General features: G+C 67.7%; 21 protein-coding genes and 1 pseudogene. 7 read left to right on the top strand and 15 right to left on the bottom strand.

The window, feature by feature from the left end:
• Nucleotides 1-11 precede the first annotated feature (11 nt).
• From G7Y49_RS07205 to G7Y49_RS07185, 5 genes are read right to left on the bottom strand one after another with little or no spacing between them, the layout of a single operon-like run.
• Nucleotides 12-1,361 carry a glycosyltransferase gene (locus tag G7Y49_RS07205; protein ID WP_165172459.1) on the bottom strand — a complete coding sequence of 450 codons (1,350 nt, stop codon included), beginning with the start codon at nucleotides 1,359-1,361 and terminating at the stop codon, nucleotides 12-14.
• On the bottom strand, nucleotides 1,358-2,428 hold the full coding sequence (rsgA, locus tag G7Y49_RS07200; protein ID WP_165172457.1) for a ribosome small subunit-dependent GTPase A: 1,071 nt from the start codon (nucleotides 2,426-2,428) through the stop codon (nucleotides 1,358-1,360). The genes G7Y49_RS07205 and rsgA overlap by 4 nt, the downstream gene beginning before the upstream one ends.
• Entirely contained in the window at nucleotides 2,428-3,096 is a 669-nt protein-coding gene (locus G7Y49_RS07195; protein WP_241157316.1) for a hydrolase, read from the bottom strand. The genes rsgA and G7Y49_RS07195 overlap by 1 nt, the downstream gene beginning before the upstream one ends.
• Nucleotides 3,093-4,616 carry a TrkH family potassium uptake protein gene (locus G7Y49_RS07190; RefSeq protein ID WP_165172455.1) on the bottom strand — a complete coding sequence of 508 codons (1,524 nt, stop codon included), beginning with the start codon at nucleotides 4,614-4,616 and terminating at the stop codon, nucleotides 3,093-3,095. The genes G7Y49_RS07195 and G7Y49_RS07190 overlap by 4 nt, the downstream gene beginning before the upstream one ends.
• A gap of 3 nt (nucleotides 4,617-4,619) precedes the next feature.
• Nucleotides 4,620-4,757 carry a hypothetical protein gene (locus G7Y49_RS07185; RefSeq protein ID WP_165172453.1) on the bottom strand — a complete coding sequence of 46 codons (138 nt, stop codon included), beginning with the start codon at nucleotides 4,755-4,757 and terminating at the stop codon, nucleotides 4,620-4,622.
• 259 nt (nucleotides 4,758-5,016) lie between these two features.
• Here G7Y49_RS07185 and G7Y49_RS07180 point away from each other — a divergent pair, with 259 nt between their 5' ends.
• From G7Y49_RS07180 to G7Y49_RS07155, 6 genes are all read left to right on the top strand, one after another.
• Nucleotides 5,017-5,547, top strand: a complete 531-nt coding sequence (locus G7Y49_RS07180) for a peptidylprolyl isomerase (RefSeq protein WP_165172451.1) — start codon at nucleotides 5,017-5,019, stop codon at nucleotides 5,545-5,547.
• A gap of 108 nt (nucleotides 5,548-5,655) precedes the next feature.
• A complete protein-coding gene (locus G7Y49_RS07175) occupies nucleotides 5,656-6,222 on the top strand; it encodes a TetR/AcrR family transcriptional regulator (RefSeq protein ID WP_165172449.1) in 567 nt (188 codons plus the stop codon).
• A gap of 380 nt (nucleotides 6,223-6,602) precedes the next feature.
• A complete protein-coding gene (locus G7Y49_RS07170) occupies nucleotides 6,603-9,284 on the top strand; it encodes a molybdopterin-dependent oxidoreductase (RefSeq protein ID WP_165172447.1) in 2,682 nt (893 codons plus the stop codon).
• Nucleotides 9,285-9,302: 18 nt separating this feature from the next.
• On the top strand, nucleotides 9,303-10,106 hold the full coding sequence (locus tag G7Y49_RS07165; RefSeq protein ID WP_165172445.1) for a 4Fe-4S dicluster domain-containing protein: 804 nt from the start codon (nucleotides 9,303-9,305) through the stop codon (nucleotides 10,104-10,106).
• A 10-nt stretch (nucleotides 10,107-10,116) separates the two neighbouring features.
• Nucleotides 10,117-10,566, top strand: a complete 450-nt coding sequence (locus tag G7Y49_RS07160) for a hypothetical protein (RefSeq protein WP_165172443.1) — start codon at nucleotides 10,117-10,119, stop codon at nucleotides 10,564-10,566.
• Between the two features lie 140 nt (nucleotides 10,567-10,706).
• On the top strand, nucleotides 10,707-11,489 hold the full coding sequence (locus G7Y49_RS07155; protein WP_165172441.1) for an SDR family NAD(P)-dependent oxidoreductase: 783 nt from the start codon (nucleotides 10,707-10,709) through the stop codon (nucleotides 11,487-11,489).
• Between the two features lie 931 nt (nucleotides 11,490-12,420).
• Here the strand turns inward: G7Y49_RS07155 and G7Y49_RS07150 are convergent.
• From G7Y49_RS07150 to G7Y49_RS07105, 10 genes are all read right to left on the bottom strand, one after another.
• Nucleotides 12,421-13,593 carry a GTP-binding protein gene (locus G7Y49_RS07150; protein WP_165172439.1) on the bottom strand — a complete coding sequence of 391 codons (1,173 nt, stop codon included), beginning with the start codon at nucleotides 13,591-13,593 and terminating at the stop codon, nucleotides 12,421-12,423.
• Nucleotides 13,594-13,714: 121 nt separating this feature from the next.
• On the bottom strand, nucleotides 13,715-16,414 hold the full coding sequence (gene clpB, locus G7Y49_RS07145) for an ATP-dependent chaperone ClpB (RefSeq protein WP_165172437.1): 2,700 nt from the start codon (nucleotides 16,412-16,414) through the stop codon (nucleotides 13,715-13,717).
• Between the two features lie 83 nt (nucleotides 16,415-16,497).
• Entirely contained in the window at nucleotides 16,498-16,887 is a 390-nt protein-coding gene (locus tag G7Y49_RS07140; RefSeq protein ID WP_165172435.1) for a heat shock protein transcriptional repressor HspR, read from the bottom strand.
• On the bottom strand, nucleotides 16,878-17,825 hold the full coding sequence (locus G7Y49_RS07135; protein WP_165172433.1) for a DnaJ C-terminal domain-containing protein: 948 nt from the start codon (nucleotides 17,823-17,825) through the stop codon (nucleotides 16,878-16,880). Before G7Y49_RS07135 ends, G7Y49_RS07140 begins: the two co-directional genes overlap by 10 nt.
• 111 nt (nucleotides 17,826-17,936) lie before the next feature.
• The gene (locus tag G7Y49_RS07130; RefSeq protein WP_241157315.1) at nucleotides 17,937-18,689 is read right to left on the bottom strand and encodes a nucleotide exchange factor GrpE; all 753 of its coding nucleotides are present in this window, start codon (nucleotides 18,687-18,689) and stop codon (nucleotides 17,937-17,939) included.
• 5 nt (nucleotides 18,690-18,694) lie between these two features.
• Entirely contained in the window at nucleotides 18,695-20,608 is a 1,914-nt protein-coding gene (dnaK, locus tag G7Y49_RS07125; protein WP_165172431.1) for a molecular chaperone DnaK, read from the bottom strand.
• A gap of 522 nt (nucleotides 20,609-21,130) precedes the next feature.
• A complete protein-coding gene (locus tag G7Y49_RS07120; protein WP_206214590.1) occupies nucleotides 21,131-21,319 on the bottom strand; it encodes a 4Fe-4S binding protein in 189 nt (62 codons plus the stop codon).
• A 221-nt stretch (nucleotides 21,320-21,540) separates the two neighbouring features.
• Complete coding sequence (gene hypE, locus G7Y49_RS07115) at nucleotides 21,541-22,548, bottom strand: hydrogenase expression/formation protein HypE (protein WP_165172477.1); 1,008 nt, start codon at nucleotides 22,546-22,548, stop codon at nucleotides 21,541-21,543.
• Nucleotides 22,549-22,582: 34 nt separating this feature from the next.
• A complete protein-coding gene (gene nikR / locus G7Y49_RS07110; protein ID WP_165172427.1) occupies nucleotides 22,583-23,005 on the bottom strand; it encodes a nickel-responsive transcriptional regulator NikR in 423 nt (140 codons plus the stop codon).
• A gap of 9 nt (nucleotides 23,006-23,014) precedes the next feature.
• Nucleotides 23,015-23,269: a dynein gamma chain protein gene (locus G7Y49_RS07105; RefSeq protein ID WP_165047361.1), complete on the bottom strand. Its 255-nt coding sequence runs from the start codon at nucleotides 23,267-23,269 to the stop codon at nucleotides 23,015-23,017.
• 83 nt (nucleotides 23,270-23,352) lie between these two features.
• On the opposite strand from G7Y49_RS07105, the pseudogene G7Y49_RS07100 reads away from it, so the two are divergent.
• Nucleotides 23,353-23,667: pseudogene (locus G7Y49_RS07100) on the top strand (hypothetical protein); the annotation flags it as partial.

The following is a 23,667-nucleotide window of genomic DNA, read 5'->3' as shown; positions in this document are numbered from 1 at the left end:
TCCCCGCCTTCCTATTCCGCGATGTTCAGGCGGATCTCGCAGGTGAGGCCCGGGTCGACCGACGTCGACGGGGCCACCGCCGGCGCGCCCGCGCCGACCGCCCGCGCCGCCGCCCCTCCGGCAGCCGCGCCGCCTCCGACGTCCCCGGCCGCGCCGCCCACGGGCTCCATCAGGCACGAGCGCACGAGCGCCGTGGTGAGCATCTGGTCGGAGTCGAGGCGCGCCATGGCCTCGGGCCACACGTACTGGAACTCGAAGTACTTGGCGCAGTTCGCCTCCGCGTAGGCCGACGCCTCGCCGGTGGCCGCCTTCGCCGCGCGCCGGTACGCGCGCTTGTCGGGCCGGGCGAGGCTGCGCAGCAGCGCCGTGAGGCGGATGCGCCGCGTGAGGCCCGGCTCCAGAAACGGCCCCGGATACGGCTCGAGCGAGGCGGGCTTGACCTGCTGCAGGTCGATGAGCGCGCGCGAGTACTCGAGCTTGCGGTACTCGTAGATCCAGCGGAAGATGTCCTGGCGGAAGCGGTCGCCTTCGCTCTGCGTCTCCGGCGGGAGGTGGCGCAGCACCCAGCGGTTGTCGAACCAGATGTCCGAGCCGTACATGCGCAGGTTGAGCATGTAGTCGAGGTCCTCGCCGCGCGTGATCCACGGGTCGAACGCCAGCCGCTTGAACGCCTCCTTGTGGATGGCCAGGCAGCCGCCGCACACGTGGTTCGAGCGCGACAGGCGCGGGCCCTGCATGGCGCGCGAGATCCACGCGTTGAACGCGCGGCCCTGCTGCCAGAAGCGGTTGTACCACTTGTCCTCCCACTTCGAGAGGTACGACCCCTGGTCGTTGAGGTAGTAGCCCGTCTTCGCCAAGATGGGGATGCCCTTCTTCGTGAGCTTGCCCAGGCCGTACATGGCGTTCTTGAGGAAGGCGGGGTCGTCGATCACCTCGTCGTCGTCGAGGAACACCACCGCGTCGAAGCCGAGCGTGATGGCGACCACGAGCCCCAGGTTGCGGACGGCGCTGTAGCCGCGCAGGCCCACCTCGTCCTCGAGCCGCCCGATGTTGAGCTGCTCCATGCGCTGGCGCACGAGCGCGAGCTCGGCCGCGCCGATCACGAGCACGCTCAGGCGGGGGTGCGCCGCGGCGACGGCGCGGACCTTCTCCGCCGCCTGGTTCTCGAGCCCCGCGTCGGCGGCCACCAGCACCACCACGAGCCCGAGGTCATCCACCCCCTCGAGCGAGGCGAGGCAGCGTCCCAGCTCGCCGGACTGCGTGATGGCGGTGGTGTGGTCGTAGCTGCCCACCACCTCGCGGCTCTCGCGCCGGCGGCGCGTGGCCGATATGTACGTCGGAATGATAACGACTGGCTTCATGCGTTCCCTCTATCTGATCGCTTCTTGCCTTTCCCGCGGCGGCTGGCGGAGGCGGGCTTCCCCCGGCCGCGCGACGCGCGCTTGGCGGCGGGCGCCTGCTCGCGCTGCATCCAGCGCGCCTGCTCGCGGCGCTCCTTCATGGCCGCCGTCTCCGAGCGCAGCGCCTGGTAGGACGCGAACCGCTCGGCGGACACCGCGCCGGCCTCCACGGCGGCGCGCACCGCGCAGCCCGGCTCCCGCTCGTGCTTGCAGTCGCGGAAGCGGCAGTCGCGCGCGATGAGCTCGATGTCGGCGAAGGCCGCCTCGATCCCCGCGTCGGCGTCCCACAGCCCCAGCCCCCGCACGCCGGGCATGTCCACGACGCGCCCGCCGCCGGGCACGTCGAGCATCTCACGGCTCACCGTGGTGTGGCGCCCCTTGCCGTCACCTTCGCGCACCTGCGCCGTCTCCTGCACGTGCTCGCCCAGAAGCAGGTTGACCAGGCTCGACTTGCCCACGCCCGAGCGCCCGACGAGCACCGTGGTGGTGTTTGCGGGAAGGAGCGCGCGCACGGCCTCCACCGAGGCGGGGTCGTTGGCCGACACCACGAGCGTCTTCACGCCGGGGCCCGCGAGCGCGCGCACGGAGGCGCGCACGGCGGCGATCTGCGACTCGTCCTGCGCGAGGTCGGCCTTCGTGAGCACCACGGTCACCTCGGCGCCGGTCTCGTACGCCAGCACCAGCTCGCGCTCGAGGCGGCGCATGTTCACCTCGGCGAGCGGCTGGACCACCACCACGCGGTCGAAGTTGGCGGCGAGCACCTGCGGGAGCGCGCGCTCGGTGGGGTCCTTCCGCACGAAGGCGCGCGTGCGCGGGAAGATCTCCTCGATGAGCGCCTTGTCGTGCGCGCTCGGCAGGCGCACGCCCACCTTGTCGCCGATGGCCGCGCGCTCGCGGGCGCCCTTCAGGAGGGCGGTGGCGTGCTCGCAGCGCAGAAGCTCGCCGCTCTCGAGCCTGACCAGCGGGAACCCGCGGTCGAGCTTGATGACCTCGCCGCGCGCGAACTCGGTTTCGCAACAACCCTCCATCAGCGGCGACTCTCCCTCATGCGGCGGAACGCCAAGACGAGCGCGAGGCCCGCCGCCAGCAGCAGGGCGCCGGGGACGAACTGCAGCGCGTCGGGCGCCTCGCGCATGTCAGAGCCCTTCGACACGAGCGAGACGTGGCTGGCGTGCAGGTCGGAGAGGCCCGCGTGGTCGGGACACGACAGGTTGAACGTCCCGCGCACCTGCAGCACCGTGCCGCGCTTGCCGTAGGCGCCGTACGTGTCGATGACCGAGGTGGCGGCCGTGGTGGTGAGCACCGGCACCTCGGCGAACGAGCCGTCGGTGGCCTCGAGCGTGATCCAGCAGTGGTCGGGGTCGAGCTCGGCGTGGATGCGGTCGCCCACCACCTCGCCGGTGACCTGCACGGTCTGGCCGTCGAGGTAGGAGTCGGCCGTCTCGAGCTCGGAGATCGAGGTGTCGTAGATGAACGAGCTGTCGGGCAGCTGCTGGGGGTTCACCTGGTTGCTCGGGTCGGGGCCTTCCTCGGCCCACGCCGCCGGGGCCGCCGGCGCGCCCGCGAGCGCGAGCGCGCACGCCAGGGCGAGCGCGAGGACGAACGTGCGCGCGAGCGCACGCGGGCGGGCGAGCGCGGGAGCGAGCGCACGCGGGCGAGCAAGCGCGGAGGCAAGCGTGCGAACCTTCCCCATCATGACGCACCCCTGGCCTTCCGGCGCGGGATGATCGAGGCGCCCACCTCCACGATCAGCGCGAGCAGCGTCACGAACTCGAGACGCCCCACCCACATCTGGAAGATGTAGAACAGCTCGAGCGTGAAGGGCATGCCCGGGCTCACCACGCCCGTGACGATGCCGCCGTTCGACGTCATGGCCACCGACTCGAAGATGGCCTGCGTGGCCTCGTGGCCGTGCGCGATGCCCACGAGCGCGCCGAGGGCGTACGTGATCACGTAGAGGATGAACACCGTCATGGCCTCCTTCACCACCTCGGGGCTCAGGATGCGGCGCCCCACGTGGTTGTACGCCACCACCACGCGCGCCGAGTCAGGCGCGAGCGCCTCCTTCACCGTGGAGACGATGGACTTGAAGATGATGCCCACGCGGTACAGCTTGATGCCGCCCGCCGTGGAGCCCGCGCTGCCGCCGACGGCCATGAGCAGCGCCAGCGAGAGGAAGGCGCCCGACGAGAGCACCGTGGTGAGCTGGTTGGTGGTGATGGTCTGGAAGCCCGTGGTGGAGTACGCCGAGATCACCATGAACAGCCCGCGGCGCAGAAGCGCGGGCAGGTCGGAGAACAGGGGCCAGGCGGCCAGCGACGCCGTGAACACGACCGTCATGGCGGCGATCCAGATCGCGGTGGTGCGCGTCTCGATGTCGCGGAAGAACGCGCCCACGCGTCCCTTCCACGCCTCGGCGTACATCACGAAGCTGACGGAGCCCAGGATCATGAGGAAGATGAGCACGAGCTCGATGGGGAACGAGTGGTAGTACAGGATCGACTGCGCCGCGGGCGCGAAGCCGCCGGTCACGAAGCCGGAGATGGCCATCCACAGCGCGTGCATGACGGCGCGGGCGGGCTCCATGCCCGCGACCACGCACATCAGCGACAGCAGCACGGTGGCCAGCGAGATGATGACCGCCGTGATGCGCGCGATGAACTGCGTGGTCTGGATGACGTTGGGGACCACGTGCTCGCGACGGCCCTCCGAGGTGTACAGCGAGGCGCCCGCGCGCTTGCCGAACAGCCCGATGGAGAGCGCCACCACGATGAGGCCCAAGCCGCCGAGCAGGTGCATCATGAAGCGGAACATGTTGTCGGCGTTCGACAGGTGGTCGAGGTCGACGACGACCGACGCGCCCGTGGTGGTGAGGCCCGACACGCCGTCGAACAGCGCGTCGAGGTAGGTGAGGTAGTGCCCCGAGAAGTACAGCGGGACGGAGTACACGAGCGCCAGCACGATCCACGCCAGGCCCGTGACCGCGAGCGCCTGGCGGCGCGTGAGGCGGCAGGGCTCGACGCGCAGGAAGCGCAGAAGCGAGCCGAGGGTGAGCGCCCCGCCAGCCGCGGAGAGGTAGCGCGCGGCGGGCTCCCACTCCTGGAAGAGAAGCGCTATGGTGAGCGGGACCGCCATGAGCAGCGCCGAGAACATGATGAGCGTCCCCAGGTAGTGGCCGATCACGCGCAGGTCGTAGAGTGTGAATCGCTGCCACATGAGCTATCCCATGACCACGCGCACCACGGTGATGATGACCCAGAGCGCCACGATGAAGCCGGCGATGGAGAGCAGCACCAGCGAGAAGCCAGCGAGGGGCGGCACGGCGGCCGACTTTATGTCGTCGATCGATTTACGCATGCCGCCATTTTAGCCGAAAAGAGCCCCCGTGATGTGGAGGCCCCATGGGCGCAGGCAACCAAGTCCGAAAGAGCGAGCGGAGGGGAGGCGCGCCGCAAGCGCGCCGCCTTCACCCGCGCGGTCACGAACGGGGGCGGGGCGCAGCGGAAACACATCGGGCGATGTGTTTCCTTCGCCGAAGCGGGCCGCGCCCGTTGCACCTTGAGGGCACAGCGTCCGCCTCGCTATGCTCTTCTCGAGAAGAGAAGGAGGGAAATCCATGGTCTCACCCGGCCAGAAGCTCGTCATCCACGTAGCCGGGACGCTCGCGGACGGCTACGTGTTCGTGGACACATGGACGCACAACGCCCCGCTCGAGGTCACGCTCGGTGACGGCCAGCTGCCGCAGGGCCTCGAGCGCGTCATCGCGACGATGCGCCGCGGCGAGCGACGCGTCGTCGAGCTCGCAGCGAAAGACGCCTACGGCGAGCGCGACGAGTCGCTCGTGTTCGACGTGCCGGCAAGCGCCGTCCCCCACGCCGAGGACCTTCCCGTCGGCGGCTTCATCATGGCCGACGCGGGAGGCGGGCCGCTGCGCCTCAAGGTCCTCAAGGTGGAGGGCGGCCGGGTCTGGCTCGACCAGAACCACGAGCTCGCCGGACGGCCCGTCACCTTCGAGGTCGAACTCGTGCGCGACGGGACCGAGTCCGCCGTCGACGTCGAGCAGAGCGCCCGGGGCTGCAGCTGCGGAGCGCTCAGGGAGTCCCTGGCGGGCGGCGCGTGCCGCCACGAGCACCACCACGGCTGCTGAGGCGCCCGCATAGCGGGATTTCCCCGTCCCACCTGGGCTGGCGGAAGGTAAAATGAAGCCAGCCCGACGTTTGGGCGTTATCGGGCGTTATCGCAGGGGGGATGCCGCATGGGAGCTTCGGAGTCTTTTGAGGCGAGCTTTCGCAGCCTGATCCTGCGCATGCCCTACGAGAAGATCACCGTGGCCGAGATCTGCCGCACAGCGCACCTGTCGCGCAAGACCTTCTACGCGAACTTCGCGGACAAGGAGGCCGTGGTCGCGCGCATCTTCGTGAAGGGCGCCATCGAGCCCATGCGCGCCATGAACAACCTGCTGACCTACGAGCAGGCCAGAAGCATCTCCTCCATGTACACCGAGAACCTGTACAACTACTTCGCCAACGACGCGGAGTACTACAAGAAGCTCGTCGGCCCCATGTTCGGCAAGGACGACACCTTCATCCGCGTGGTCACGAGCGAGCTGTTCGCGTTCAACCAGGAGATCCTCAGCTCCATCTCCGCAGCCGAGGACGTCGAGAAGGAGTACATCGCGTACTTCTTCGCCTCGTCCCAAGCGATGTACAGCCAGAAGTGGATCGCCGACGGCATGCCCGTCTCCCCCAAGAAGCTGGCGGAGATCTACAACTTGATCATCGGCGACTCCTGGTTCACCATAGAGAGCGCAGGCCGCCGCTGAGCAGGGCCGCCGAGAGGAGCGCCCTTGCGAGCCGCTGCCGAGAGGCCGGCCCGCCCCAAAGGGCGCTGACAGAAAGCCAGCCCGCCCCAGGCCTCGCCCCGCCCCGCCGTCCCCGAAGCCACCTTCCCTGCCACCTTCGCAGGTGACACCGTCCGCACGCCGTCACCCTCGCCCGCACGCTTTCGCGAAACCGTTTCGCGCACCTTCCCTCATCCCGCCATCAGCGAACTGTTCGCATGGGCCCGCGCAGCCTATCGTAGAGAACGAAGGGCCCGCTCACCTGCCGAATCAGCCCCTTCCTCCCGGCAGGCGCGCAGAGCCGGCAGACGCGCGGGCTGAGAGCTTGCGCCCTTCGGGGCGCACGGAGAAAGAGGGGAAGCATGAGCGAGAGAAGCGTCTTGACCACCACCGGTCAGAGCATCGCGAGCGGCGGCACCGGCGGAGAGTTGACGGCCGTCGACTCCAAGGACGGCAAGATCGTCCGCATACGTCCGATGCACATCGACGACGTGTACACCCACGAGGAGCTCGCCGACTCCATGTGGGAGATCGAGGCGGGCGGGAAGACGTTCCGCCCCGAGTACAAGGCGGCGCCCAACTACATGGCGCTGGCCTACAAGGAGCGCGTCTACTCCAAGAACCGCGTGCGCATGCCGCTGAAGCGCGTCGACTGGGACCCAGCCGGAGAGCGCAACCCCGAGAACCGCGGCAAGTCCAAGTTCGTCGAGATCAGCTGGGACGAGGCCCTCGACATCATGGAGTCTGAGATCCGCCGCGTCATCGACACCTACGGCCCCTACTCCGTCCTGTGCATCGGCGAGGACGGCCACCGCGAGTCCAAGGACCTCCACGCCGGCGGCGGCATGCACGCGACTGCGATGGACAAGCTCGGCGGCTACACCCGCGAGACCCGCACCCCCGACTCCGTCGAGGGCTGGTACTGGGGCGCCAAGCACTTCTGGGGCTCCGGCTTCAACTACGGCGGCGGACTCATCGCCCCGCCGCAGAACAACTACTCCAACTGGAACGTCGTCAAGGACGTCAGCGAGAACGCCGAGCTCCTGCTGTTCGACGCCGGCGACTGGGAGCTCACCCAGAACTACGCCTCCATGTTCTTCTCCCGCCTCATCAAGTTCTGGGAGGAGATCGGCAAGGAGTTCGTGGTCGTCGACCCGTTCTGCAACTACACGGCCGTCTGCCACAAGGACTTCAAGTGGATCCCCATCCTGCCCAACACCGACACCGCCTTCGACTTCGGCGTCATGTACGTCATGATCACCGAGGACCTCTACGACAAGGAGTTCATCGACACCCACTCCGTCGGCTTCGACAAGTTCAAGGCGTACCTGCTCGGCGAGGACGAGGAGGGCATCGCGAAGACCCCCGCGTGGGCCTCTGAGCGCTGCGGCGTCCCCGTGCACACCATCAAGGCGTTCGCCCGCAACATCTCCAAGAAGGCCGCATCCCACGTGCATTACAGCTCCGGCTCCATCAAGACCCCCTACAGCCACGAGCCCGGCCGCGCGCAGGCGTACCTGCTGGCCATGCAGGGCATGGGCAAGCCGGGCGTGCAGCAGCTGCACCTCGAGGCCACCAGCATGGGCTGCGAGAAGATCGCGTCCTCGTCGACCCGCCCGTTCAGCATGCTCAACCACTGCCGCCAGTTCTTCCCGTCCGCCCAGTCCCTGCCCCGCACGGGCATCGCCGAGGCCATCACCGACGGCGAGCTGAAGTGGTGGGGCAGCCCGGCCATCGTCTACGTCACCACGCCCGAGCAGTTCCAGGAGTTCAACTACCCGGCTGACCCGCAGAAGGCCCTGGCGATGCAGCAGGCGATGGCGGCGCGCGCCGGCGTCGAGCCGCCGACCGAGGCCCCCGAGATCAACCGCGTCCACATGCTGTGGTCCGAGAAGCCCTGCAACATGAACTGCTGGAACGGCGGATTCGAGTTCCAGGACGCCATCCGCTCCCCCGAGGTCGAGTTCTTCGTGACCAACCACCAGTGGATGGAGAACGACTCGCTCTTCGCCGACCTGGTGCTCCCCGTCACCACCTGCCTGGAGGACAACGACACCATGGGCGCCTCCATGACCGTCGGCATGCGCCACGCCGGCTACACCCCGCCCGCCTGCGACCGCGTCGGCGAGTCGAAGTCCGACTGGGAGATCGCGCTCGAGGTCCTCGACCGCTTCGGCAAGCGCGCCGAGGTCGACCTGGGCATGACCACCGACGAGTGGCTCAAGCACGGCTTCGAGCGCTCCCAGCTCCCGACCGAGATCAGCTGGGAGGAGTTTACCGAGCGCGGCTTCTACTTCCCCAAGCTCGACGAGCATTACAAGGAGCTTCTGCCCGGCATGCGCGGCTTCTACGAGGACATCGAGAACTACCCGCTCGACACCCCGTCCGGCAAGCTGGAGTTCTGGTCCGAGGCCCTGGCGACCAACTTCCCCGACGACAAGGAGCGCACGCCGATGGCCCGCTGGATCGTCGGCGGCCCGAAGGAGGAGGGCTGGACCCACGACGAGACCCAGTGGGGCGAGCGCTGCAAGGAGTATCCGCTCCTGGTCACCGCGAACCCGGCGCGCTTCCGCGTGCACGTGCAGGGCGACGACATCGCCTGGTATCGCGAGATCGAGACCACCAAGGTCAAGGGCCCGGACGGCTACCTCTACGAGCCGCTGTGGCTCGCGCCCGAGGACGCGGCCGCGCGTGACATCGCCGACGGCGACATCGTGAAGCTGTACAACGAGCGCGGCATCGTCCTGACCGGCGCGCGCATCTCCCAGCGCGTCATGCCCGGCTCCGTCGTGGTAGCCAAGGGCTCGCGCGTCGACCCCATCGCCCCGCACATCGACCGCGGCGGCGCGATCAACCTGATCAGCCCCCAGGAGGGCGTGTCGAAGCACTGCAAGGGCTTCGTCGTCACCGGGTACCTGGTCGAGGCCGAGAAGCTCACCCGGGAAGAGATGGACGAGTGGAGGGCCACGTACCCCGAGGCCTTCGCACGCGCCTACGACGAGGGCCAGGGCATCACCCGCGATGCATGGGTCATCTCCGAATAACGACTGAGAGGAACAGACATGAAGGGTTTTCTCATTGACGTCAGCAAGTGCGTCGGCTGCCACGCCTGCCAGATAGCTTGCAAGGACGAGCACTGCGGCAACTGCTGGATGCCCTACGCCCAGGAGCAGCCCGAGGCCGGGCAGTTCTGGCTCAAGGTCAACCAGAAGGAGCGCGGGCAGCGCCCCCAGGTCAAGGTGTCCTACGTCCCCACGCCCTGCATGCACTGCGAGAACGCGCCGTGCATAGCCGCCGCCAAGGACGACGCGGTGTACCGCCGCGAGGACGGCCTGGTCATCATCGACCCCGCGAAGGCCAAGGGCCAGCGGCAGATCGTCGAGGCGTGCCCCTACCACAAGATCTTCTGGAACGAGCAGCTCCAGATCCCCCAGAAGTGCACTGGCTGCGCGCACCTGCTCGACGACGAGGAGTCGCCTATCCGCACGCCGCGCTGCGTCGACAACTGCCCGGTCCACGTCATCCAGTTCGGCGAGCTTGACGAGCTCGACCTTGAGGGCGCCGAGGTGCTGCACCCCGAGTACGGCACCAAGCCGCACGTCTTCTACAAGGGCCTGCCCAAGAAGTTCATCGCCGCGACCGTCTACACCCCCGAGGACGAGGAGATCGTCGAGGGCGCTGCCGTCACCATCACCAACGGCACCGACACCTACGAGGCGACCACCAACAGCTGGGGTGACTTCTGGGTCGACGGGCTGGCCGATGACGAGTGGGAGGTCACCATCGCCAAGGACGGCAAGGAGATGAAGCTCTCCGTGAGCACCGTCCAGGAGGACCGCGGCCTGGGCGACCTCGCCTTCGCGTAAGGAGCAGGCGGTGACGTGCGACAACACCTGTCGCGAGAGCGGCGGGGACGGCGGCAGCCTCCTCGCCGCCGGGGCGGGCGCCTGCGCGCCCGCCCCCCGTCCCGCCCCATCCGAGCACGGCAGCTCCGCCGGCCCCGCGCAATCAGCGGAGCTGCCGTTCGACATCCCGCCGGTTCTCCACATCGACGGCATCGACTGGGGAGCGCTCACCCTCTCGACGAACGACGGGAGGGTGTTCGAGGAGCTCTCAGACGGGACGTGGATCGAAGTCGCGCCCGTCTCCCAGGGGAGCGTGCGCTGGTGGGGCGGCGGCTGCCACAGCGGGCAGATCAACCTCACCCCGCTTTACGTGTACTGGAACGGATCGTGGACGAGCACCATCACGGGCAAGGTCTGCACGACCCCCGTGGTGCGGAAGCATTCGAAGGCGCCGCTGGCCCTCGCCGACGAAGGCGACTAGGCTGCCCGGCATCTGGCCTGCGGCTTCACGGCGCCGCCGCCTACGCCGCCTGCCACAGCAGCAGAAAGCGCGTTGCGTCTGCCACAAAACCGCAAGCGCAACGCATAGCACGCGGCGGCGCTCCAAGAAAGGAGCTCATCATGAGCATCAACGAGACCTACGACTTGACGGGGCGCGTCGCCCTCATCACGGGCGCCAGCTCCCACGGCATCGGAAACTCCTCGGCCAAGGCGCTGGCCGAGGCAGGTGCCAAGGTGTTTCTGACCGCGCGCCGCGAGGAGCAGCTCAAGGCCGCATGCGCCGAAATCGAAGCGGCGGGCGGCACCGCCGCCTACGCCGTCTGCGACGTGTCCAGCGAAGAGCAGTGCAAGGCCGCCGTCGACGCGTGCGTGGAAACGTTCGGCCAGCTCGACATCATGGTGCTCTCAGCCGGCATATCCGGGCTGAGCGCAAGCGGCGGCCCCGACGCCTGGTTCGACACCGACAACTGGAACAAGATGATCGGCATCAACCTCGAAGGCGTGTTCTGGATGATCAAGCACGGGTGGGCCGAGTGCGCCAAGGGCGGCCACGGCTCCATCATCCCCGTCGGCTCGCTGGCTTCCTGGCACTGCGACGGCTCTGCGGCCTACACCGCCGGCAAGGGTGCGCTGCGCAGCCTGGTCGCCTGGTTCGGCAAGAAGTTCCCGCAGGCCGGCATCCCCGTCCGCGTGAACGGCCTGTACCCCGGCCTCATTCGGACCGACATGACGCAGCAGGCATGCGACCATGAGGTCTACGGCCCCATGATGCTCAAGCCCATCCCCCTAGGACGCTTCGGCGAGCCGGAGGACTGCGCGAACGCGGTTCTGTTCCTGGCGTCCGACGCCTCCGCGTGGATGACCGGGCAGCACATGGTCATCGACGGCGGCCAACTGGCCTAAAGACGATTCGGCGGATCCGCGCAAGAGCGAATCATGGGCGCGGATCCGCCAGCGCGACTGGAGTATCGCAGTCGGGAAAACAACCTGTTCGCCCGCTGTGCCCTAGAGCATTGGAACAACGTCCAGGTGGAGCTCATCGAGGTCAACGCACCCCTCGAACAGCTCTACGAGGGCATTCGGATGCAACACGAAAACTGGGACGGAACGCGCCCGCTCCGATTCGTCGCAGAGCTTACGGGCCGTTAGCGTACCCGCGCGTACGGAGCGGAGACGCTTTCGCGGGACCGTGCAGATTTGGAGGGACATTTTGGCAGAAATCTTCAGTTCTTTGTCTCCTCCGACGGCGAGCCCGCCTTTTTAGGAGGCAGCAAGAGCCAAATTCAGATATGGCGAATTATGCGACCTGGGATTTTGTCACCTGCTCTTCTTGAGACCAAGGTTAGCCTGCTCCCGAAACGAGTCGAGAAGACAAAGAACTGAAGATTTCTGCCAAAATCACAGCGGAAAACTGCACGGGTCTCAACGGAGTCGTGATAAAGCAGCAAATTGGCAAAGAAGCAGCAAGAAAGGCTTCGATAGCGGAGGCGTGACCAAAACGTAAGGCACGTGCAAGGGTTGCGAAAGGGCGCTTTCCTATCCTTGTCAGCATAGGAATCCTACGATCTTGCGAGGTGCGCTCATGAGAAGACCCGCGAAGGTGGCCGTCGCCTTGGCCGTTGCCAGCCTCACCTGCCTGCTGATTGCCCGGCAGGCCCCCAAGGTGGAGAAGGTGACCGAAACCCGCCCCTAGCAGGCGCGGCAACCGAGGCCCATCCCTCGGAGAGCCGCACGCCGCAGGCGATGAGCGTAAAGTGCAGCGGCTAGGACCCTGCCCCTCGGAGAGCCGCAGGCGGAAAGCGCGATGCCCACCGCCTGCGGCGTGAGAAGCGGGCTAGTCGGCGAGGCAGGCGTCGAGGCGCTGCTCCACCTCGGCGCGGTCCATGTGGCGGCCGATGAAGACGAGCTTGTTCATGCGGTCTCCCAGCTCGACGTCCCACTCAGCTGAGAGCTGGGGGTTCTCCGCCAGGATGGCCGCGCGGTCAGCCTCGGGATACGCCGCCACGAACTCCCCGTTCTCCGTGAGGTAGAAGTGCTTGCCGGACTGCTCGAACAGAAAGCAGCCGTCGGGCGCGTCGGAGCGCCAGAGGACGCCCTTGCAGCGCACGACGCCCTCGGGCCACGCGTCCACCAGCGCGGAGAAGCGCGCCATGTCGAACGGGCGACGGCGCCGGTACACGAAGGTGGAGATGTCGTACTCGAGCACCTCGGGGTCCTCGTGCTCCTCGGGGTGCTCCATGGCCTCAGCCCACGCGGCCGACTCGTACGCCGCTTGGAAGCTGAAGCGCCCCGTGTTCAGCACCTCGTCAAGCGCCACCTCGCCGCGGACGGCCTCCACGATGCGCGCGTCCCTCTGCAGGCTGCGCACGATGGCCCGAAGCTCGGCCATCTGCTCGGGCGTCACCAGGTCGGCCTTGTTCATCACGAGCGTGGTGCAGAACTCGATCTGCTGGATGAGCAGGTTCTCGACGTCGTCTTCCTCCACGTCATCGGACAGGAGCGCCTTGCCGCCGTTGAACTCGTCGAACATGCGCGCGCAGTCCACCACGGCCACGATGTTGTCGAGCGCCAGCCGCGCCGCGCCCGCAGCCGCAGCGCCACCATTCGCGCCTGCAGCGTCATCGTCGTCCGCGTCCGCATCCGCGCCACCCTCGCACAGCGTCGAGATCGTGTACGCGATCGGGATGGGCTCGCAGATCCCCGACGCCTCGATGATGATGTAGTCGAAGTCCCCCGAGTTCGCGATGCGCGTGAGCTGCTCAGCCAGGTCGTCGGCGAGCGTGCAGCAGATGCAGCCGTTGGTCAAAGGGATGATGTCGTCCATCTCCATCACCGAGCCCGCCTGCGCGATCAGATCGGCGTCGACGTTCACCTCGCCGATGTCGTTCACGATCACCGCCGCGCGGATGCCCTGCTCGTTCGCGAGCACGTGGTTGAGGAGCGTGGTCTTGCCCGCTCCCAGATACCCCGTGATCATGACGATCTTCACCGTGTCCTGAGCTGCCATCGCAGCCCTCCTTCCTCAAAAAGGCAAGCCGGGCGCGGCGTCGAGGTGCTGCCGCGCCCGGCCAAGTCCTGCCGTAGGCGTCATAACGCTTTCGTGCTCGGCTCCATCTTACCCGTATCGGCTACCGGTCGAGGAGCAGCGCGTCGAAGTCGAGCTCCATCGGCCCCTCGACGCGGCAGACGTACTCGCCCTCGTCATCGAGGTCGATCAGCACGTGGCTGCGGTCGCGCACCTCGCCGGAGATCACCTTCTCGGCGATGCGGTCGACCACCTGGCGCTGGATCAGGCGCTTCAGCGGGCGGGCGCCGTAGACCGGGTCGTACCCGTCGATCGACAGGTGCTCCATGGCCGCCGGCGTCACGTCGAGCGTGATGCGGCGGGTGGCCAGGCGCCCGCGCACCTCGTCGAGCTGCAGGTTCACGATGCTCTCGATGTTCGCGATGTTGAGCGCGTTGAACGTGATCACGTCGTCGATGCGGTTCAGGAACTCGGGCCTGAACGTGGTGCGCAGCGTGTCCTGCAGGCGGTTGGTGAAGTCCATCATGCGCTTGGCCGCGGCCTCCGGCGTCATGCTCGCCATCTGCTCGACCATCTCGCCCATGGTCTGGTTCTCCTGCGCGGCCTGCTCCTGGATGATTTGGCTGCCGATGTTCGAGGTCATGATGATGATGGTGTTCTTGAAGTTCACCACGCGGCCCTGCCCGTCGGTCAGGCGGCCGTCGTCGAGCACCTGCAGCAACACGTTGAACACGTCCGGGTGCGCCTTCTCGATCTCGTCGAGCAGCACCACCGAGTACGGGTGGCGCCGCACGGCCTCGGTGAGCTGGCCGCCCTCGTCGTAGCCCACGTACCCCGGAGGCGCGCCGATCAGGCGCTGCACCGAGAACTTCTCCATGTACTCGGACATGTCGATGCGCACCATGGCCTTCTCGGAGTCGAACAGGTACTCCGCGAGCGCCTTGGCGAGCTCGGTCTTGCCCACGCCGGTGGGGCCGAGGAACATGAACGAGCCGATGGGCTGGTTGGGGTCGGACAGCCCCGCGCGGTTGCGGCGGATGGCGCCGGCCACCACGCTCACGGCCTCGTCCTGCCCCACCACGCGCTGCTTGAGCACGTCCTCCAGATCGACGAGCTTCTCCATCTCGCCTTGCATCATCTTGGTCACGGGGATGCCCGTCCAGCTCGACACCACGGCGGCGATCTCCTCCTCGGAGACCTCCTCCTTCAGGATGGCGCCGTCCTGCTGCTTGGCCTTGAGCACCTGCTCGGCCTCGACGAGCTGGGACTGCAGGCCGGGGATGCGCGCGAAGCGCAGCTCCGACGCGCGGGCCAGGTCGCCCTCGCGCGTGGCGCGCTCCTCCTCGAGCTGCGCGGCCTCGAGCTCGGCCTTGAGGTTCTGCACGCCCGCGATGACGTCCTTCTCGTTCTGCCAGAGCGCCTTCTGGTGGTCGAGCGCCTCGCGCGCGTTCGCGATGTCGCGGCGCAGCCGCTCCAGGCGCTCGGCCGAGGCGGCGTCGGTCTCCTTCATGAGCGCCTGCTCCTCGATCTGCATCTGGATGAGCTTGCGCTCGGCAGCGTCGACCTCCTCGGGCATCGAGTCGATCTCGATGCGCAGGCGGGAGGCCGCCTCGTCCATGAGGTCGATGGCCTTGTCGGGCAGGAAGCGGTCGGTGATGTAGCGGTCCGACAGCTCGGCCGCCGCCACGATGGCGCCGTCGGTGATGCGCACGCCGTGGTGGATCTCGTACTTCTCCTTCAGGCCGCGCAGGATGGCGATGGTGTCCTCGACGGACGGCTCGCTGATGAGCACGGGCTGGAAGCGCCGCTCGAGCGCGGCGTCCTTCTCCACGTACTTGCGGTACTCGTCGAGCGTGGTGGCGCCGATGGCGTGCAGCTCGCCGCGCGCCAGCGCCGGCTTGAGCATGTTGCCCGCGTCGAGCGAGCTGTCGCCGCCCGCGCCCGCGCCCACGATGGTGTGCAGCTCGTCGATGAACAGGATGACGTTGCCGCCCGCCTCCTTCACCTCGCGCAGCACGGCCTTCAAGCGGTCTTCGAACTCGCCGCGGTACTTCGCGCCCGCCATCATGGCGCCCAGGTCGAGCGACACGATGTCGCGGTCGCGCAGGCTCGAGGGCACGTCACCCGCCACGATGCGCTGCGCCAGGCCCTCCACGATGGCCGTCTTGCCCGTGCCGGGCTCGCCGATGAGCACCGGGTTGTTCTTGGTGCGGCGCGACAGCACCTGGATGGTGCGGCGGATCTCCTCGGAGCGGCCGATCACCGGGTCGAGCTTGCCCTCGCGGGCCTGCTGCGTGAGGTTCTGGCCGTACTGCTCGAGCGCCTCGAACTGGGTCTTGTCGGTCTGCGAGGTGACGCGCGTGTTGCCGCGCAGGTCCTCGTAGGCGCTCTCGATGTTCTTGCGCGTGACGCCCGCCGCGGTGAGCACGCGGCCCGCCGCGCCCTTGTCCTCCGACAGCGCGATGAGCAGGTGCTCGCTCGTGGCGTAGCTGTCACCGAGCTTCTCGGCGAACTTCACCGCGTTGTCGACCACGCGCATGAGGTCGTTGCCGGGGATGGCCATGGGCATGGCGTTGCCCGACGCCTTGGCCATCTTGCCGATCTCGTCCTCCACGTTGCGCGCGAGCTGCGCCGGGTCGGCGCCGATGCGCTTGATGATGGCCGCGATGTTGTTCTCGCCCGCGTCGAGCAGCGCCTTCAGCAGGTGGATGGGCTCGATGACGGCGGCCTCGGCGTCACCGGCCACGCCCATGGCGCCCTGGAACGCCTCCTGGGCGGTCAACGCCAGTTTGTCTAGTCTCATGGTTCCTCCTTAGGGAAGAGGGCGCGCGGCAAGGCGCCGCGGCGCCGCGTGCTCCGCCGACGCCGACCGAGCGGCGTCGGCGGTTAGGGAAGGTAGCGCAGCGCGGTCGGCAGGTCCGACACGCGCACCAGGCTGTTCACGCTCTCGCGCGTCTCCAGCTCGTGCACGCGGTCGGCCAGGCGGCGCACGCGCTTGTGCAGGTCGTCGAGCTCCTGGTCGCGCTCGTCAAGGCGCCCCTGCAGGTCGAGGATGCGAATGACGCCCGCCAGGTTGATGCCCTCGCTCGTCAGCTCGTTGATGAGCTCGAGGCGCTCGATGTCGGCCTGGGAGTACATGCGCGTGTTGCCGCTCGTGCGCTGGGGTGTGACCAGGCCCTTCTGCTCGTAGGCGCGCAGGGTCTGCGGGTGCACGCCCGCAAGCTCCGCGGCCACGCTGATCATGTACAGCGGGCGGTTGCGATCGTTTACTGCCATGTCCTCACGTCTTCCGTCGTGGCGGCCAGAAACGCCTCCATGGCCGCCTTCTGATTCTCGTTCATGCGAGCGGGCACCTTCACCTCGACCTCGATCCTCAGGTCGCCGAACGCGCCCTTGCGCTTCACGTCGGGGGCGCCCTTGCCCCTGATGGTGAGCATCGTGCCGTCCTGCGTGCCGGCGGGGACCTTCACGCGCACCTTCGCGCCGTCGGGCGCGGGCACCACGATCGACGCGCCGAGCGCGGCCTCGGCCACCGTGACGGGGACCTTCACCACCACGTCGGCCTTGTCGCGGCGGTAGTAGGGGTGCGCGGCGATCTTGGTGGTGACGAGCAGGTCGCCCGGCTCGCCGCCGCTCTGGCTGAGGCCGCCCTTGCCCTTGAAGCGCAAGCGGCCGCCGTCGACCGCGCCGGCCGGGACCTTCACCGTGATGGTGTCGGAGGCGGACTTGCCGGGGATGCGCACGGTCACGCGCTTCTCGACGCCCTTGAACGCCTCGTCGAAGGTCACGTTGAGGGTGACGTTCATGTCCTGCCCGCGGCGCGGCCTCTGCTGGCCGCCGCCGAAGTCCCAGCTCGTCCCGAACGCGCCCTCGCCGTGGCGGATGCTCTCGAGGATGTCGGCCCAGCTGCCGCCGAAGCCCTGGCCTCCTCCGCCGAAGATGTCCTCGACGGAGAAGCCCTGGCCGCCGGCCGCGCCGCCCCAGCCGTGCGGGATCTGACTCTCGCTCGCGGTGCCGTACTGGTCGTACAGGGCGCGCTTCTTGTCGTCGCTCAAGACCTCGTAGGCTTCGTTAATCTCCTTGAACTTGGCTTCGTCGCCACCCGCGTCGGGATGGTGCGTGCGCGCGAGCTTGCGAAACGCCTTCTTGATCTCGTCAGCCGAGGCGGTGCGAGGCACGCCGAGCGTCTTGTAGTAGTCAGGCGTTGCCGCCATGCCTGCCACCTCTCTTTCTTCTGGTTCTGCAACGAGGGCGGACCAGAAGCCCGCCCTCGAAAGCCTGTCGTTGTCGGTGATGCCCCAGCGCTCCCGAGCGCAGCGGCGTCGCTACTCCTCTTCGGAGGGCCTCTCCCGCTTCGGGCCGCCCGTGGTGACCGTCACCATGGCGGGGCGGAGCACCTTGGCGCCCATCCGGTAGCCCTTCTGGTACACCTGCGCGACCGTCTCGTCGGGGACCGTCTCGTCGGGGACGGTGGCGACCGCCTGCGCCTCGAGCGCGTCGAACGCCTCGCCCGCGGGGTCGATGATCTCCACGCCGCCCTTCACCAGCGTGTCGACGAGCTTGGCGTGCACGGCCTCCACGCCGCCGAGCAGGCCCACCTCGCCGTTGTCGTTGGCGTAGGCGATGGTGCGCTCGAAGTCGTCGAGCACGGGAAGCAGGCTCGTGACCAGCTTCTCGGTGGCGCGCGCCTTCTCGGCCTCGCGCTGCTCGTTGGTGCGGCGACGGTACGTGTCCCACTCGGCGTGCAGGCGCACGTACTTGTCTTTCCACTCGGCCACCTCCGCCTTGGCCTGGGCGACGATCTCGGACTCCGCGTCCACGCCCTCCACCGCGGCGTCAGCCTCGGCGGCGAGCTCGGGGTCGATCACCTCGGCCTCGACAGCCTCAGCGGCGGCGGGGTCGGCGGGGTCGGCAGCTGCGGCGTCAGCCTCAGCGTCGGCTTCGGCGGCCTGGCCGGCCGGATCAGCCGACCCGGCCGCGCCAGCGCCGTTGGCATCGGGCGTTGAGGGGGTCTCGCCCATGCCCGCGTTGTCCTCGGCGGAATCGTCCACAACTTTGTCCTTGTCGGGCGTCGTCATGGCAGCTACTTCCTCTCGTTGTCGTCGTCGACTACCTCGTAGTCGGCCTCGATGGTGTCATCGCTCGCGGCAGCCGCGCCTGTGCCCGGAGCGCCCGCGCCAGCGGCGGCGTCAGCGCCCTGCGTGGAGTACACGACCTCGGCCAGCTTGTAGCCCGCCTGCTGCAGCTTCTCGGTGGCAGCCTTGATCGGCTCGACGTCGGTGCCCTCGAGCGCCGTCTTCGCCTCGGCGATGGCGGCCTCGGCCTGCGACTTCGCGTCGGCCGGCACCTTGTCGCCCAGCTCGTCGAGCGTCTGCTGCGTGGCGTTCACCAGCGCGTCGGCGTTGTTGCGGATCTCGACCTCCTCCTTGCGGGCCGCGTCCTCGGCGGCATGCGACTCGGCGTCCTTCACCATGCGGTCGACTTCGTCGTCAGACAGCGCGGTGGAGCCGGAGATGGTGATCTGCTGCTGCTTGCCCGTGCCCAGGTCCTTCGCGGACACGTTCACGATGCCGTTGGCGTCGATGTCGAACGTGACCTCGATCTGCGGGACGCCGCGGCGCGCCGCCGGGATGCCGTTGAGCTGGAAGCGGCCGAGCGTCTTGTTGCCCGCGGCCATCTCGCGCTCGCCCTGCAGGACGTGGACCTCGACGGAGGGCTGGTTGTCAGCGGCCGTGGAGAAGATCTCGGTCTTGCGGGTGGGGATGGTGGTGTTGCGCTCGATCATCTTGGTCATGACGCCGCCCATGGTCTCGACGCCCAGCGACAGCGGGGTGACGTCGAGCAGCAGGATGCCCTGGACGTCGCCGGCGAGCACGCCGCCCTGGACGGCAGCGCCCATGGCCACGACCTCGTCGGGGTTCACCGACATGTTCGGATTCTTGCCGGTCATGGTCTTCACGAGCTCCTGAACGGCGGGCATGCGGGTGGAGCCGCCGACCAGGATGACCTCGTCGATCTCGCCCGTCTTGAGGCCCGCGTCGCGCAGCGCCTGCTCAACCGGCTTCCTGCAGCGATCCAGCAGGTCGCGCGTGATGCGCTCGAACTCGGCGCGCGTCAGCGTGAGGTCGAGGTGCTTCGGGCCCGAGGCGTCAGCGGTGATGAAGGGCAGGTTGATGTTGGTCTGCGAGGTGGAGGACAGCTCCATCTTCGCCTTCTCGGCCGCCTCCTTCAGACGCTGCAGGGCCATCTTGTCAGCGCGCAGGTCAATGCCGTTCTCGGCCTTGAACTTGTCGGCCATCCAGTCGATGACGCGCTGGTCCCAGTCGTCGCCGCCGAGGTGGTTGTCGCCGGCGGTGGAGGCAACCTCGAACACGCCGTCGCCGAGCTCGAGCACGGAGACGTCGAACGTGCCGCCGCCGAGGTCGAACACGAGGATCTTCTCGTCGTGGTCAACCTTGTCGAGGCCGTAGGCGAGCGCCGCAGCCGTAGGCTCGTTGATGATGCGCAGCACCTCGAGGCCCGCGATCTTGCCCGCGTCCTTGGTGGCCTGGCGCTGGGCGTCGTTGAAGTAGGCCGGGACGGTGATGACGGCCTGCGTGATGGGCTGGCCGACCTGCTTCTCGGCGTCGGTCTTCAGCTTCTGCAGGACCATGGCCGAGATCTCCTCGGGGGTGTAGTCCTTGCCGTCGATGTCGATGACCGCGCGGCCGTCCTTGCCGGCCTGCACCTTGTAGCTCACGGTCTTCTGCTCTTCGGAGGTCTCGCCGAAGGAGCGGCCGATGAAGCGCTTCACGGACGAGATGGTGTTCTCAGGGTTGGTGACGGCCTGGTTCTTCGCGGCCTTGCCCACGACGCGCTCGCCGTCCTTGCGGAAGCCCTCGACGGAAGGGGTGGTGCGGTCGCCTTCGGCGTTCACCAGAATCTCGGGCTCCGAGCCCTCCATGACGGCCATGGCGGAGTTCGTGGTGCCCAAGTCGATGCCGAGAATCTTAGCCATTGCAAGTTCCTCTCTTTCTTTCAGCTTTTCTCACAGATAGCCTGTTGGTTTCTTATTGCATGCTGCCAATATAAAATCTAAGTGTTTGATTGTCAAGTTTCCTTAATAGTTTGCGATGAAATAACCTCGCACTGCGCATTTTACACACAATTGGCCCTGCGAGCACGGGCGGAAGGGGTTCGTTACGGGGAGAGAAGGCGCATGTTGACGGCGCGAGGCGGGGCCGCCACAAGGCGTCCACAGCCGGAAGCGGCGGAGCTGGCGACAGGCATGCAGCCCGCAAGCGCCCCGCAGCCTGCAATACGCGAGCGTCCGACGGCTCGCAGGCGCCGGCCTGCGAGCTGAGCGCATATATATAGAGAGAGAAAGGGCGCCCGGCTGTTGACCGGACGCCCTCTTCTTGAGCTTGTGTCTTCGACACGAGGCCGAGCCTCGCTGGCCTGCCCGCGGCGGGCAGCACGTGGGGGTTCGACCGCGCTTGCGCGCTTCTTCGCACTCGCCGTGCGAGCTGTGCGATCTGTGCTAGTCCTCGACGATCTCGGAGATAGCCCCCATCGGGCACTCCTCGACGCAGTCGCCGCACGCGATGCAGGCGTCCTCGTTGACAGCCTCAGCAACGCCGTTGACAACTTCGAGAACCTCTTGCGGGCACGCGTCTACGCAGATGCCGCAGCCGATGCACTCATCAGCCTCAATAACCGGGTGTGACATTAGCAACTCCTTCTCAGTCGAAAGCCCCCATGGGATGTTCCCCACAACTTTCGTAGCGCAAGATACCATTAATGAATCGCCGCGCAAGTGGAAACGGACATTTTTCAGACTACGGTAAAAAAAGCAAAAGATTCGGCGTCGTAGTATTGGAGCAGGCTCCAAGTGCTAATGGGAGGGAGGGGCGACGCCGAGCACCCCTCTCCTCCCGCCTAACCGAGCTCCTAGCAGATGCGGGGAAGCTGCTCGCCCACGAGCATGTCGAGGATGCGCGTCGAGCCGAAGGCGGTGCGCAGAAACACCTTCGGGCCGCGCTCGGCGTTGGCCTCGGACACCTCGCCGATGACGGCCGCATCGCGCCCGTAGCGGCTCGCGCGCATGGCCGCAAGCGCCGCCTCGGCCTCCTCGGCGGGGACGACGCACACCATCTTGCCCTCGTTGGCCACCTGCATCACGTCGTAGCCGAGCATCTCGCACGCGCCGAGCACGGCGTCTCTCACCGGGACGCGCTCCTCCTCCACCGTGATGTCGACGTTCGCCTGGCTCGCCAGCTCGTTCAAGGTGCTCGCGATGCCGCCGCGCGTGGGGTCGCGGAAGCAGCGCGTGTGCGGAGCGGCCGCCAGCACGTCGGCGATCAGGTGGTTCAAGGGCGCTGCGTCGCTGGCGATGTCGGCCGAGAAGCTCAGCCCCTCGCGGCAGCTCATGATGGTGATGCCGTGGTCGCCGAGCGTGCCCGACACCAGCACCGCGTCGCCCGGGCGGCACTGCGCGCCGCCGAGCTCGAAGCCCGGCGCGAGCGCGCCCACGCCGCTCGTGTTGATGTAGATGCCGTCGCCGTGCCCGCGGTTGACCACCTTCGTGTCGCCCGTCACCAGCTTGACGCCAGCCTCCTTCGCCACCTCGGCCATCGACTGGCAGATGCGGCGCAGATCATCCATCGGGAAGCCCTCCTCCAGGATGAACCCGCAGCTGAGGTAGAGCGGGCGCGCGCCGCTGGTGGCCACGTCGTTCACCGTGCCGCAGATGGCGAGCCGCCCGATGTCGCCGCCGGGGAAGAAGTGCGGCGTGACCACGAACGAGTCGGTGGAGTACGCCAGGCGCTCGCCCGGCTCGAGCGCCGGGAGCACCGCCGCGTCGTCTCCGCGCAGAAGCTCGTCGGTTCCGTACGCCGCGAAGAACACCTCGTCGATGATGCGCTTCATCATGGTTCCGCCGCTGCCGTGACCCAGCATGACGGTTGTGTCGTTTGCCACTGTGCCGCCTTCCTTACATATGCCGGCCGGTGGTGGTGAGGACCAGCCGGCCGTTCTGCACGCCCTTGGTGCCCAGGATCAGGTTCGCGATGTCCTGCACCAGCCCCGTCTCGCCGCGCATGACGATCACCTCGAGGCACATGTGCTGGTCGACGTGCACGTGCATCGTCGAGATGATGTACTCGAAGTAGTCGTGCTGGATGGTGTGGAGCTTCTCCTGCAGGTCGTTCGCGTGGTGGTCGTACACGATGGTGAGCGTGCCCATGACCAGCGTGCCCGGCGTGGCGCACGCGTCTTCCACCAGCGCGTCGCGCACCAGGTCGCGCACCACTTCGCTGCGGTTCTTCGCCAGGCCCCGGCGCGCCACCAGCTGGTCGAAGTTCATGAGCAGGTCCTCGGGCATGGCCACCGAGAATCGCATGAGGTCGTTGCTCATGGCAGGCCGCTACACGAGGCTGACCGTCACGCCCGCGGCGCTCTCCGCGTCATCCTCGATGGCGTCCTTCGCCTCGTCGAGCATGGCGCGCACGTCGTCGAGCAGCGCCTGAGCCGCGTGGAGCTTCTCGGACACGGTTGCGAAGCCCGCGTCCTCGGCGTTGTGCGCCAGGTTGTGCGTCCAGCGGCGCTCAAGCTTGATGTGGTCGTCGATCTGCTCGATCATGAGCTCGAGCTGGCCGGTGTTGACTCCGTTAGTGCACATAATGACCTCCCTTGATGGAAACGGCTTCGCCGTTTGGATTAAACTAACTTAATACGGACGGCGCGCAACATCAAGGAGCGAGTGTGACTTTTCCTGCAAGAAGTAACATTTATGAGGTCAACGCCATGGGCACGCTCGCCGTATACGGAGACTTCGTGGAGGGAACGGGCAACGAGCTCCTGCTGGCGGCGAGCACGCGCGCGCTGGGCAGCGCGGCGAAGGGGGCGCTCGAGAAGTCGGCGGCGGCCCTCGGGTACGGCGCGCGGGGATGCGCGTACGTGGTCGCGACGATTGGCGGAGAGCCCGCGGGCGGGACGAGTGGCGCGGCAGCGGGCAGCAGGGAGCCTGCGGGCGCGGGCGGCGCGGGCGCGGGCGGCGGGCTGGCCGAGCCGGCGGGC

The organism is Adlercreutzia sp. ZJ242 (assembly GCF_011038995.1).
GTDB lineage: Bacteria > Actinomycetota > Coriobacteriia > Coriobacteriales > Eggerthellaceae > CAAEEV01.
This window is presented reverse-complemented; position numbering and strand designations above follow the sequence as displayed.